Here is a 13,412-nt window from a genome sequence, read left to right as displayed (position 1 = left end):
TTACTCCTTTTCACGACGTAAAGAAAGCAACTCTTGGGGAGAAGCTAAAAGTTTGATTCGAGTATAGAAAATTTGCCGTTGTTGGTTGAGGATAAATAGCCACAAGACATTGACACTACACCACGAAGTTTGAGCTTTGCCTGTCACCTGAATTTGCATCTCACCGGTTTCTAAAGTCTCGGTTATTCCTGTGTTGGGGTAAGCTTTAAGGTTTTGGCCTTCTTGTTTTAAGTAGGCTGCGATCGCATCTTTCCCCACAATATCAGATTCAAATGGCGGATGCATCACACCATCAACCGTAAATAAGGCAGCAGTTGCCTCAAATTCTCCTGCATTCAAGGTTTCAAAATAATGTAGTACGCTTGTTTCTGTAATTCCTTCAATCTGAAATTCTTCTTGCAACTGCGCTGGTGATATAAATTCAGCAGATGTCATAAAATTACCCGGATTATCCTAGCTGAATATTCATTTCAATCCAAAAATATGTAAAAAGAAAGCTGCTTTTGAGATAGATTGTCACATCCATACAAATCTTCCTCACGATGGAAGTAGAAATGTTGCATTCCAATATGTCTTTCTACATTGGTGTTGCAATCAATAAGAGCCCCATCCCCAATACGACTTGGTTAAGGTTATTTGATGAAACTAATAGATATCAAAGACTCGATAAATCGCCGTCAGGACAAAGGACTGATTATTGTAAAGACGGCGATTTATCGCGTCTCTTGCCTTAACTGAACAGTATTGACTCCAGTTGTAGCGTAGAGTAAGCAACAAATATTAATTAAAGGTATTGCCTACATAATGTAGAATTTACTTGCCTTTGTTTAGGCAAAATCCAGATAAAAAAATGAATCAGTATTCCATAACAAACAGCAGTGTGGTGAAACAAAAAGCCAGCGAGTTGGGCTTTCACAAAGTTGGAATTGCTGCTGTAGATAGGATAGATGCTACAGAAGGGCAGAGGCTACAAACATGGATTGAAATGGGTTATCACGCCGATATGAAATGGATGACTAACCCAAAACGTCAGGATATCCGCTTAGTGATGCCAGAAGTGCGATCGCTTGTGTGTGTGGCGCTCAATTACTACACACCACATCAGCGTCCCGTTCGCGTCTCTTCTGTGCCAGGAGAAGGCAAAGAATACGCCAAAATTTCCCGTTATGCTTGGGGAAGGGATTATCACAAGGTAATGCATAAAAAACTGAAGCAGCTATCTACATGGCTAGAATCACTGGATGAAAGTGTAAGAGTTCGTTATTATGCAGACACTGGCCCAGTACAAGATAAAGTGTTGGCTCAACTTACCGGAATTGGTTGGATTGCCAAGAATGGTAATGTAATTACACGGGAATATGGCTCTTGGGTATTTTTGGGAGAAATGTTGACCAATTTGGAGCTAGAGAGCGATCGCCCGCACACAGAACACTGCGGTAGCTGTACTCGTTGTCTTCAGGCTTGTCCTACAGGTGCAATTACTCAGCCTTTTGTTGTGGATGCTAATCGCTGTATTGCTTATCATACAATTGAAAATCGGGACGACAAGCTGCCAGAGACAATAGCACCCCATTTAAATGGGTGGGTTGCTGGTTGCGATATTTGCCAAGATGTTTGTCCTTGGAATCAACGCTTTGCTCAAACAACTGATATTGCAGAGTTTGGCCCTTATCCTGGGAATATTGCTCCCAAGCTGCTAGAATTAGCCCAAATCTCAGATCAGGAGTGGGATAAACGATTTCCAGCATCTGCCTTGCGGCGGATTAAGCCAGAAATGTTACGACGCAACGCCCTAGCTAATCTTGACGCATCCAGGCAAAGAATGACCCCGAAAGTAATTATTTTTGATTTTGATGGCACAATTGCTGATACAGTAGATGCCCTTGTAAGTATTGCCAATCGTCTAGCTGTAGACTTTGGCTATAGGCACATAAGTCCAGAGCAATTAGCCCTCCTTAAAAACTTAACATCTAGGGAAATTATTAAATACTCAGGAGTTTCTCTATTTAAAATACCTTTTCTTGTTAAAAAAGTTAAAGGAGAATTAAAAGATAAAATCCCAGAATTAAAACCAATTCCGGGAATTAAAGAAGCATTGATAGAACTGCAAAATCAAGGATATAAACTGGGTATTATCACTTCTAATTCCAAAGAAAATGTTACGCAATTCCTGACAATTAACGATCTAAATCACTTATTTGATTTCATTTACTCAGGAATTACAATTTTTGGCAAAACAACCATCATCAATAATGTATTGAGGCAAAAGCAACTCCAACCCCAAGAAGTTATTTATGTCGGAGATGAAACCAGAGATATAGAAGCATCAAAGAAAGCCAACATCCAAGTGATTGCAGTAACTTGGGGCTTTAACTCACCGGAAGCGCTAGCCAAACAAAATCCCGATTATTTAATTCAGCAACCAAGTGAACTGCTAGAAGTGATGAATGGTTGTTAGTTAATGCGTTATGCATAATCATCGTAGAGGCGTAGCAGTGCTACGTCTCTACATTTTTTTCACTAGATGTTTAAATGTTGGGTTAGGAAAAGTTACTTTTTCGGTTGACCCTTTTCTAAAGCTTGTTGTAATAACTCGTCACTGACATTTGTTACACCCTCAGTCCGAGAATTACCAACTTCCTTTGCTAACTCAATATAATCGTCGGGATTACCAGTTGACTGCGCTTGAGTTTTTGTCTCTGCTGGTGTAGAGGCTTTATATTTAGGGGCTGTGGCTTCTTTAGCTGCTGCTGCGCCTTCACCGGTGCGATCGACTTCACTAACGCTGAATTGCTGTGCCGCTGCATAATCAGAATCAAAATTGACCTTCGGTGCTTCTTCTTCACCACTAGCTATGCTTTCGGCAGCTAATTGGGCATCATGAGTGGGAGCTTCATTTAAATTGGGCTTTATTTCATCAGGCATAATTAAAAACCTTAAGGTAAATTCTTATTGCTAGGGCAATCTTAACAAGTTTATACATTGCTTTATTGCTTCCTTGGGAGAGACTTTTATCTCTATTAAAAGGTAGATAAAAGCTGCAATTTATTATTAATTTAACTCCTTCTATCGGTACTAGAGTCTGACAATCAAACTCTGGTAACACTTAGTTTGGCGTGTTAAATTTCCTTGGAGACAAAATTATGACTGCAAGTTACGACAAAACTATTTCTCAAGCCCAGAGCAATGAAACTCAAAAATTGGTGGACGCATTTAATGCTTTAGATACCGATGCTAAATTAGCTTGGTTCTATTTAGTTTATAAAAAAATGGGTGATTCAATTACGCCAGCTGCTCCTGCTGCGGCGGAACCAGAATTAGCACCACTTCTGCTAGGAGAGTATTTTGAATTATCAGATGAGCAACAACTAGATATTATGCGGGATATTGTTAACCGCAAAGATACAGAATATTCTCGTGCTTATGGGGCGATCAAGGAAAACAACCAGTTGTTAGTTTGGTATGCTTGGGCAGTAGCTATGGGGAATCAGGTGGTTGGTTTACCAGCTAGTTACCAACCAAGTAAGGCAATTAACGATCTGGTTTCCCAAATTGAAGGACTAGCTTTTGAGGAGCAAATTTCAGTGTTTCGGACTATAGCTGGTGAAATGGGTTATACCGATGTCAAGGCGATCGCCACGCAAGCCGAAACTGGTAAAACGCCAAGTTTGTGAAAAGTTATACCATTTTGGATTGGGAATCGCCTTTTCTGTCTGGATTCTATTAATCCAACGTGAATTCAACAAACCTCTTCCTGCATTGAACTTACAGCTATTTTCAGGTAAATAGCTGTAAGTTCAAGGCTATCCCTCTCCGAATCGGAAAGGGACGGTTTTACCTAGTAAAACCGGAAGAGGTTTCAATATTTCCGCATTTATCCCAATATCAACGTGCTTTCTTCTGATTTTTCAGCAAAATTCTCAAAGCCTTCTGAAATCTAGATTCCGGTTTTTCACCCTGCATCGAAAAAGAAACTTTCAAAAATGCCCGAAATATATTCTGGGTAAGGATGATGAGGAGTACAACCGCGGAACTTGTGAGCAATATGGGACTCGTCGGAAGAGTACTGACCAAACTAAATTCGTTGAGATGTTGAACATTACTCAGGTTGAGTGCAGGTGTACTGGTGTTGTCGATGGTAAAGGCTTTGCTTATTAGGGTGTTCCCAACAATGGTGTCACCAAAGTTAATCCCAGTAGTACTGACATCTGCAATCTCAACTGTGCCATTGAGGGCTTGAATTTGTGGGGTAGGAACTTGGTATGCACCAACATGAAGATATGCACCAAGATCAACCGCTGCGATGCCAGTACCATCACCAGTTATGCTATTGAAGGCATTGGAACCAACATTGATGGCAGGACTTCCAGGTTTGAGCGCAAAATTATTATTGGCTGCATTCACAAATTGCGGATCTTTACCCAAAATATTCTGCAACCCTGTCGTCTTTAAAATATCTGAAGCCTGAAATTGAGAATAGTTATAAACAAGGTTGCGATCAAAAGTTACATTTGTAGAGTATTTGATGACATTGGCATTTTGATTGTCACTAGCATACAAGATATTATTTAAGACATGTGTATTTGTTGAGTAACCAACACTAATCTCTCCAGAATCTTTGAGAACACGAGTGTTTTTATAAAGCGTGTTGTTGACAACATCTACATTTAAAGCTTTGAAAACTTCAATGCCAGCGGCACCATTATTGTAAGATATGTTATTGGCAATTAAAATCTTACCAGTATAGGGCACACCACCTTGAGCCTGTTGTACAGTATCAAGCATAATCCCGTTACCTTCAGTGATTTTGCCTACTACGTACCAAGGAACCAGACTTTGATTATCGTAGACAACATTATCTCGAATAATCAGCCTGTAGTTAGTAGTGTTGTTATCAAAATTAAAACTGCGGAGAAAGCCCATTCCTTGAGTTCCGTAAGGAGAATACCAAGCGTTTCCAGACACAATATTTTTTTCAAATGTGATGTAGTCTGAATCACTAGCTCCCAAGCCTCCACCGGGGAAGTTTTTGATTGTGTTACCAGTGATAACAATGTGATGAGGGTTAGTACCACCAACACCGGTAGCATCTTTCCAAGGTTTTATACTAATTCCACTGGCATTGGTCAAGGGATTGTTAAGATTATCCTTCTGTTGTAAGGCATAGTCTAAAGTTATATTTTCCCGACCTCCTTCTATATCAAGTCCTTCAATCCTTACGTAGGATGAACTAAATATATTGATGCCACCTCCAGGTGTTATTATCTTAGGCGTAGATCCTGGATAAGCTTTTATTGTTGTCCAGTTGTTTGGTGAGCCATTTTTATTAAATATCATGCCGACTTTATCGTAAGTCCCATTCATAATAAGGATTGTGTCACCTGCTTTGAATTGGGGAAGATAAACGGCTTTAGCTATTGTGCGGAAGGCAGTTGCTGGAGTCAAACCATTATGATTATCATTGCCTGTTCCAGAAATGTAATATGTTGTGCCAGCCATTTGTTTACTCCGAATGAATGTAAAGGGAATTGGTAGTACACTCTTAGCAACTAAAGAAAGTTACTAAGTAGCTATTTGAATCGGTCATTGATCTGGACTGTTCAAGACACGCACAATTGTCCGAGCGCAACTTTAAATTGCGCCGATTGTAGAAACACTGTTGTGAAATCGTGAAACTGAAAATTTTTTCTCCTGTCAACCGTTGATGGTTAAAGCAGGGGTATTGATGCCATCGAACGTCCGGGTTTTGTTGAGTGTGATCGGACGATTAGTACGTAAAGCCAGAGACGTTTCTTGTCTTCCCTGAGCTTGTTGTTACGCATCCTGTGATTGCCAGAATTGAAGTCGAAAGCAGTGGGGATAGCTGCCTTTGTGAGCTAGCTTTAGCATCTGCTATATTCGATACAGCGATCGTATTTTGTATGCTAATTCCTCTAAACTTTGTCCTTTGTTTTAGGTTAGGAGGTTGCCAAATTGGTATGGTAAAATGCACCCTTGGGTAATAACTAGGGATTTAAAGTTACAGTGGTCAAAGTTCAATTTGTTGAAACTTTAGTTGATTGACCTATTAACTTAAGGAGACTAATGTAACAACTTAGTCAAACCTATTTTATGGGGTGTAACTAAGCCTTATGAACTTAGTTAAAAGTAACCTTTAGAAATCGCACTTGATATCAGTGTATATCCTGAATGTAGTCAGATTTTTTACAACAAGATCAAAAAATTATGGAAGTGTCATAGTGTAGTCTTGTTAATTTCTAAGAATAGAGAGCGATTTGTGCGAGGATTTGATAAAGTTCCTCTAAGCATTGAGCAAATGTGGAGGGTACATCCCATGTTTTTATTTTTGGCGTTGCTGATTGCGGGATGAAAACGATTGTGCATTGCGGTGAAAAATACTTGTGGAGACGTAAAATTTTACGTCTCTACATTCAAGTTCATACCTCGATTCAGCAACGCTTTATTTTTCAATAAATTAGAATGTGGACTTTAATAAGTCATGACACAGCAAGCTGACTCAAGTCGTCTGGGGTGAGGTTATAGTGTACCACTTGACCATCACGGAACCAAACGATGCGTTGAGTTTGTCGAGCAACTTCTGGTTCATGAGTTACCATAACAACGGTGATTCCACTGGCATTGAGTTCGCCAAAAATATCTAAGACTTCTTGAGTTGTGCGCGAATCAAGTGCGCCTGTGGGTTCATCGGCTAGGAGGACTACGGGACGATTGACGATCGCGCGGGCGATCGCTACTCTTTGTTGTTGTCCACCAGATAGTTGAGTTGGTTTGTTGTTGAGGCGATTTGCTAAACCGACTCTGGTCAATGCAACTGTGGCGCGATCGCTTCTTTCTTTGGGATTCACACCAGCATACAACATTGGTAGTATGACATTTTCTAGCGCTGTGAGTTGGGGCAATAAATGGAATTGTTGGAAGACAAACCCCAGCTTTTTGTTACGAATGTGCGCTAAGGAGCGATCGTCCATCTGTGCCACATCAATATTATCTAAGTAATAATGTCCGCCTGTGGGTCGGTCTAGACAGCCGATAATATTCATGGCGGTGGATTTACCTGAACCAGAAGGCCCCATAATTGAACAATATTCGCCCTGGTAGATAGTCAAATTCACATCGTTGAGTGCTTTGACTTCAGTTTCGCCACTACCATATATTTTAAAGATATTCTCTAAACGAATAATTGTTGATTTCGGCAAGGGATTGGGAATTAGAGAATCGGTAATTGAAATAGTATTTGCCATAAGGATTTTAGGTATTGTTGAATAAAAGGATGATGATTGTGGGGTAGGAATCTATCGAGGCTTTGCCAACCAACGAGACGCTAACGCGAACTCTCGCAAGTGACTGTAAATATTTTTGTCCCACTACTTACCAAGGATTTTTACGGGCTGTAGAGAATTGCTCCTATGTTACATTGCTTTACATTTAGATGGATGGACAGGTTGACCGAAAGGTTCTACAATCTGACTGATTGTGGTAAATTTACTTATTGTCCAATCCACATAAGCATAGTAAAGATTTTCTAGCGATTACGTTTGATTGCGGAAGCACTAAATTAATATAAGAAAGTCTTGAGTAAGGGGCAGCAAACAAATGGATGTAAAGCTGATTCTAGCTGGGTTGACAGTTATATTTACACTTTCGTGCTTGTTTTTTGGTACGAAAAATGGATTCTATGATTCCGATAACTATCACGGCAATGGCTCTGCACATTGAGATAAATCTGTAGACGCTTGGGCAACTTTCCGTAGGGTGAGTTGGCTAAAAGCGTTCATAACTTGCAAAGGGAAATACACAAGAGGCAAACTCCTTTAGCTCCTAGTTTAATGGCTTCTCGTTAGCCCACCTTTCCGAACCAGTGCGGGTTCAGTGGAAGCGTCCTCCCTAATCAAAAATCTGTATTCTCAGGGTGTAGGGGCGCACAATAAAACTTACCCCTAAGTCACAAAACCAAAATTTGTGTAACTTTTGGCTTTTGAGATATGTCCATGATGATGAGGTTCGAGGGGAGGACAGCATGAGGGATAATCTGTCGGCATCTTCTAGCGTAGATGCTGCGGAAGCGGGTACTGAATTAGAATGTTTGCCCTACAGTGTCCAGCATGAAGATGAGGGCGTGTGTTTATTGGTGAAGATGGGGCCACACCGCATCCTGTTGGACTGTGGTATGGAGGATATTTCATCGCTGGCTCAGGGGCTTACTAAGTCGGAACGTGGATCTAGTTTGCCCCTACCAGCAGATTTGGTTTTAATTAGTCACGCCCACCCAGATCACGCCAGAGGTTTACTAGCACTCCATAAAGCTTTTCCCAAGTTACCTATTTATGGTAGTGAAGTAACCAGCAAGTTACTACCACTGAATTGGTTAAACGAAGATGCTGAGGAAATTTCTAAATTTTGTCATGCTTTGCCATTGCGATCGCCTGTGGAATTCCAAGATGGTTTAGTAGCAGAATTATTTCCCGCAGGGCATCTACCTGGGGCGGTAGCAATTCTCCTTACTTACACTACCAAGCAGCGGACTTACAAACTACTGTATACAGGGGATTTTTTCTTATCAAACTCCCGCTTAGTAGAAGGTTTGCGTTTAGAAGAACTGCGGGGCTTAGACTTGGATGTGCTAATCATTGAAGGCAGTTATGGTACATCCCGTCATCCTCACCGTCGCAACCAAGAAAATCAATTAGCAGAACGAATTAATCGGGCGATCGCTGACCATTGTTCTGTAATCCTTCCCACCCCTGCTTTAGGATTGGGTCAAGAAATGCTAATGCTATTACGATCTCATCACCATTTCACCGGACGAGATTTAGATATCTGGGTAGATGGTGCTGTTGCTACTGGTTGTGATGCATATTTAGAACTGCTACCCCATCTCCCCCCATCTGTACAGAACTTTGCCCGCCATCAACCCTTATTTTGGGATGAACGGGTGCGTCCCCGTGTGCGTCGTTTACAAGCAGAACATCGTCCCACTGTGGGTAAGTCACCTTGTATTGTTCTCACTGACTCTACAGATGATTTGGGCAAGCACTGCCAACTAGACACAGGCCCTTGGCTGATTCTTCTACCAGAAAAAATTGATATAAAAGTTAACAAAGAATATTTAGCGCCTACCACCGTCGAAACCTATCTCTTAGCTCAACATAGTGATGGCCCTGGTACTACGCAGCTAATTCATAATTTGCGACCCCAGCACGTCATTTTTGTCCACGGTTCACCTGCTTATTTGGCAGACCTGACTAGCTTAGAAGAGTTGCAAAACCGCTACCACGTCCATTCTCCGGCGGCTAACACCTTAGTAGAATTGCCCATCGGCGACACATTTTTACAACCAGCAGCACCAGAAACCAACTATGAAGGCGAATTGACAGAGTTAGGAACAGTAATCACAATCACCCTCCCCAATGTGATTACTGCCGATCCGCGTTGGCGACAATTTGCCGATACTGGTTTAATCGAAGCTCGTTGGCAAGGGGAAGAATTAGTCTTAAGGGGATTGTCTCAACGAGAACTTCTCAGCCAAAATAGCGATCGCTACACATGGACAGATGTAGATTGTTGCGGTACTTGCCGACATCAAAGGGGGCAGAGGTGTTGGAACCCAGCTTCCCCGTTGTACAACTTTAAAGTAACTCTTGAAGGTTACTGTCCTGCTTTTGAAGGTTTATCTAATCCTGAATCATGAATACTGAGTGCCAAGTTAGATTTTGTACTTAGCACTCAGCACTGATTATTCTGGATTCGAGTCAGTATAACGGTTATGGATGCGCTCTGCTTCGGGACAATCTTCAGTCATCAGAGGTTCCACATTTCCGCGTGGTACTGAAGCCAGTTTTTGCGTTACAGCACCAATGCTCTCGAGGCGAACCATTTCTTCCCAAGAACAAACTTCGTCCTCTTCTTCTGTTTCATAGCGTAGGGTCACTAAATCTCCCTCTATGTCGATAATGCGGGCGCGTTCAATCCAGCGTTGCTGGTCCCGCAAGAAAACACATACCTCGCGCCCATCGCAACACAGTTGATAAATCTTGCGGTGTAGCATGTATTGTTTCTGCCTTTTTAAACAACGTAGTTAAACCTATCAAAATCTGGGTTCTACCCCATTACATTACACCTTTAAGAGGTTAATTTCACCGTTGGGAACAAGTCAGTTTTATCACCCAATCCCAAAATTTGCTTGTAGTTGTCAAAATATCGGGAAATATCGGGTCACAAATCAATGGTTGCTCTAGCAATGAACTCAATCTCTTTCCGGCTAGCTCTATGGAATGTCTGCTTCATGGAAGTCAAACAATTCGGAACCTGCCCTAAGCTGGCTCATATTTCCTGATGAGTCATTCTTACCATTATGTAATAAATAATACTCCAAAACAATCGTTGATTGCGGTTGTTTAATTTGCCTACTTTTACTCATTGGCATTACTGGGAAGTCCGGGGATTTGGCTCTACTTTTACCCACTTGTATCTGATCTTAACTCATTCTTTTGCTGACCTTGATAGTTTTCGACAACAATCATCTAAAGAGTTTTGAATTTTTAAGATTTTTTGCCTGATGATTGGGTAAGGAAAAAGCAAGAGATTGGGGAATAAGCAGAAATACTTACACGAAGCTTTCCTCGGTTCCTTTGCTTCTTTTGGAGTATGGCCTTACCGAAACAGTGCTGAGTGCTGTACGCGAATAGCGGGGCGTTTAACCCGTAACGAGTGCTGAGTAAAAAAGAAATCAATATTTAATTTATTTCGATATGCGTAGCGTATCTTTAATACCTCCTTACTTAAATCCCTTAGATTTATCTGTGGGGTTACTCAGTACTCCTGAAACAGATTAGGAAATTTTGAAAGCATGAAAGCTAGGAATAGTAATACTTTTACCTCTGCCTCCTGCTATATCAGCAAGATTTGTTATGTGGGATATGGGGGAAAGGAAATTCCATAAGCACGTTCGACGAAGATGCTTCTCGTTTAATTTTACCTGCGCGAACTGCATCATATAGGGCTGCGAGGGCTGGCAAATCCTCTGACTGATAACATTTGGTAGCCATTACTTGATGAAGTAACCCCTCAGATTCAACACTAAGATATCCAGTTTGGAAAGCAGATTCAATGATTGTGCGAATCATCTTGGTTAGGACAGGTAAACAATTTGTTACCTCAAGTGTGGAACATTTTCTTGGGCGACTAATTGATATAGAACATTAACATTATGTGATTATAATTACACGTAATCAGTGATTCATATCACAAAAATGTTAGAAAAAATCAGAACTTGATGGTAATACCAGGTATATACGTGAAAATTTAATACCAACTGGTTCAGCATTAATGTTGAGAGACCACAGGAGTTCAATACTTTTCGGTTAAGAATTGAGCAGTATTAATAATGGAAAAATTGAGTGGGTGGCGTTGAGTACCAGTGCCACGATGAACAGGCTTTTTAGACGGAATTTGGAACGAGTTTTTTTGACTAGCCGACAACTCTCAATCTACCTGTTTTTGGACTTAACCGAAAAGTATTGGTTAACAGCCTACCTTCTAGGCGTAGAGAAGCCAGTGCGTTGGGTGGGTTCCCCAACTTGTAGCAACTGGCGCAACACAGACAGAAGAAAGAAGAGAGCAAAAAATTCGGCGCAGCCTCGCAAAGAAATTATTAAACTAATAGTTGATATTTCTCTTGAGCTAGATTGTAAAGAGGTCGCCAAATCAAACGATTGGTCAATACGACTAATAGCGACATGATCACTGTCGAAGCTAATAATAGGGAAAAATTGCCTGTGGCTGTGGCATGAGAAATTGTTGCTCCCAATCCAGAAGTACTAATTACTCGCCCTTGAAATGTAACGTACTCACTGACAATACTAGCGTTCCAAGCACCGCCTACGGCGGTAATAATTCCTGTAATTAGGTAGGGAAAGATTGCGGGTAAAATTAAAGTTTTCCAGCGTTGCAAAGTTGACAGTTTATATACTGAAGCAGCTTCGATAAGGTCTGAGGGAATTGACTGTGCGCCAGCAATGACATTAAACAGGATATACCACATTGTTCCTAGCATCATCAGAGCGATCGCACCAATCTGCAAACCGCCGGCGATGCGGGTTAAACCCAGTAGCAGCACTGGAAATAAGGCTGTTGCTGGTACCGAGGCGGCGATTTGGACTAATGGTTGCAATACTTGAGCTAGCCGTCGATTGCGACCAATGGCTACTCCTACAGGTACTGTCCACAACAGTGATAATATCAAAGCAATTATCACCCGCAACGCCGTTAACATAGCGCCCTTGATTACCTGTTGCCAATCATCCCAGCTTAAAGTTCGTAATAGTAGCACGGCTTCCCAAGTACCCCAAAGGACAATTAAGGCGAAGCCGCTGACAAATACCCAATTTATAAAACTCGGTAAATTTAGGCTACCTTTGGCATTTACAGGCACAGAACGCACGGGAAACGAACGAATTAAACTGTCATCTATGACTGTTTGTAGTGGTTGAAAAACGCGATCGCTAATTGCGCGTAAAGTTGGCGATCGCCTGAAAATATCTAACACCCACGATTGGGGGGGATTTTCAGTTTCAATCATCTCAAACTTAAATCTTTCTGCCCAAGCAATCAGGGGCCGCCACACAAAAAAATCAGTTGCGACAATGATCCCAATCAGCACCGCCAAGCCCCAAAATATAGCTTTAAAGTCTCCTTTGTTAGCTGCTGTGCCTAAAAAAGAGCCTAATCCTGGTAAACGAAAATCTTTATTCCCTAAAGTAAATGACTCAATAGCAATTAAGAAAAACCAACCTCCAGCTACCGACATTACACTATTCCACACCAAACCAATTACACCAGATGGTAACTCTAATGTCCAAAAGCGTTGCCAAGGATTAAGCCGATAAACTCGCGCTGCTTCTAGCAATTCTTGCGGAATACTTTGGAGAGATTGGTAAAAACTAAATGTCATATTCCAGGTCATTCCAGTAAAAATTAGCAAAATTGCTGCTAGTTCTACACCAATTCTCTGACCGGGAAACAGAGAAATCAAAGCCAGTACCACACCTGGTAAAAAAGACAATACTGGAATCGATTGCAGAATATCCAACATCGGAATTAAAATCCGCTCTGCAATTCGGGAGCGATGAGCAGCAGAGGCATACAATAGGGTGAAAATTAGAGATAAAAAGTAAGCCAGTCCCATGCGGATCAAGGTTTGGGCTGAATATCCTGGCAAAGCATTGATGTTTGTAGAAATTGTGAGTTCAGGTTCAAAAGTACCGCTAAATTTAGAAGCAGTTCTAATAATTGCCACAATGAAAGATAAAATTACCATAATCAGTAATCCATCTTGCCAAGTCCAATTGCTACGTCCTAGAGTTTTATTAGCAGGAGTGAGAGGTCGGGTCATA

Annotated in this window: 11 protein-coding genes and 1 pseudogene; 4 read left to right on the top strand and 8 right to left on the bottom strand. The window is 41.3% G+C overall.

The features are described from left to right. Positions 1 to 435 carry a ketosteroid isomerase family protein gene (locus GTQ43_RS30955; protein ID WP_265276453.1) on the bottom strand — a complete coding sequence of 145 codons (435 nt, stop codon included), beginning with the start codon at positions 433 to 435 and terminating at the stop codon, positions 1 to 3. A 415-nt stretch (positions 436 to 850) separates the two neighbouring features. Here GTQ43_RS30955 and queG point away from each other — a divergent pair. Further along, positions 851 to 1,848, top strand: a pseudogene (gene queG, locus GTQ43_RS30950) (tRNA epoxyqueuosine(34) reductase QueG). Further along, positions 1,823 to 2,458, top strand: a complete 636-nt coding sequence (locus GTQ43_RS30945) for an HAD-IA family hydrolase (RefSeq protein ID WP_265276588.1) — start codon at positions 1,823 to 1,825, stop codon at positions 2,456 to 2,458. The pseudogene queG and the gene GTQ43_RS30945 overlap by 26 nt, the downstream one beginning before the upstream one ends. 92 nt (positions 2,459 to 2,550) lie before the next feature. On the opposite strand, the gene GTQ43_RS30940 is transcribed toward GTQ43_RS30945, so the two are convergent. Further along, positions 2,551 to 2,925, bottom strand: coding sequence for a hypothetical protein (locus GTQ43_RS30940; RefSeq protein ID WP_265276452.1), 375 nt, complete (start codon positions 2,923 to 2,925; stop codon positions 2,551 to 2,553). Positions 2,926 to 3,143: 218 nt separating this feature from the next. Here GTQ43_RS30940 and GTQ43_RS30935 point away from each other — a divergent pair, with 218 nt between their 5' ends. Continuing rightward, on the top strand, positions 3,144 to 3,674 hold the full coding sequence (locus GTQ43_RS30935; protein WP_265276451.1) for an orange carotenoid protein N-terminal domain-containing protein: 531 nt from the start codon (positions 3,144 to 3,146) through the stop codon (positions 3,672 to 3,674). 211 nt (positions 3,675 to 3,885) lie between these two features. Here GTQ43_RS30935 and GTQ43_RS30930 read toward each other — a convergent pair whose 3' ends face one another. Further along, positions 3,886 to 5,499: a choice-of-anchor Q domain-containing protein gene (locus GTQ43_RS30930; protein ID WP_265276450.1), complete on the bottom strand. Its 1,614-nt coding sequence runs from the start codon at positions 5,497 to 5,499 to the stop codon at positions 3,886 to 3,888. A 998-nt stretch (positions 5,500 to 6,497) separates the two neighbouring features. Next, the gene (locus GTQ43_RS30925) at positions 6,498 to 7,262 is read right to left on the bottom strand and encodes an ABC transporter ATP-binding protein (protein WP_321162524.1); all 765 of its coding nucleotides are present in this window, start codon (positions 7,260 to 7,262) and stop codon (positions 6,498 to 6,500) included. A 776-nt stretch (positions 7,263 to 8,038) separates the two neighbouring features. On the opposite strand from GTQ43_RS30925, the gene GTQ43_RS30920 reads away from it, so the two are divergent. Further along, a complete protein-coding gene (locus GTQ43_RS30920) occupies positions 8,039 to 9,709 on the top strand; it encodes an MBL fold metallo-hydrolase (RefSeq protein ID WP_265276449.1) in 1,671 nt (556 codons plus the stop codon). Positions 9,710 to 9,754: 45 nt separating this feature from the next. Here the strand turns inward: GTQ43_RS30920 and GTQ43_RS30915 are convergent, their stop codons facing one another. The 4 genes from GTQ43_RS30915 to GTQ43_RS30900 all read right to left on the bottom strand — a co-directional run bounded on the left by GTQ43_RS30915 (position 9,755) and on the right by GTQ43_RS30900 (position 13,411). Continuing rightward, a complete protein-coding gene (locus GTQ43_RS30915) occupies positions 9,755 to 10,066 on the bottom strand; it encodes a DUF6679 family protein (RefSeq protein WP_012408115.1) in 312 nt (103 codons plus the stop codon). Positions 10,067 to 10,285: 219 nt separating this feature from the next. Next, a complete protein-coding gene (locus GTQ43_RS30910) occupies positions 10,286 to 10,444 on the bottom strand; it encodes a hypothetical protein (RefSeq protein ID WP_265276448.1) in 159 nt (52 codons plus the stop codon). Between the two features lie 469 nt (positions 10,445 to 10,913). Beyond that, positions 10,914 to 11,144 carry a hypothetical protein gene (locus GTQ43_RS30905; RefSeq protein ID WP_265276447.1) on the bottom strand — a complete coding sequence of 77 codons (231 nt, stop codon included), beginning with the start codon at positions 11,142 to 11,144 and terminating at the stop codon, positions 10,914 to 10,916. Positions 11,145 to 11,671: 527 nt separating this feature from the next. Then, positions 11,672 to 13,411 (bottom strand): ABC transporter permease, encoded by a 1,740-nt coding sequence (locus tag GTQ43_RS30900; RefSeq protein WP_265276446.1) that lies wholly within the window; start codon positions 13,409 to 13,411, stop codon positions 11,672 to 11,674. Position 13,412 lies beyond the last annotated feature (1 nt).

It is taken from the genome of Nostoc sp. KVJ3, assembly GCF_026127265.1.
Classification (GTDB): domain Bacteria; phylum Cyanobacteriota; class Cyanobacteriia; order Cyanobacteriales; family Nostocaceae; genus Nostoc.
This window is presented reverse-complemented; position numbering and strand designations above follow the sequence as displayed.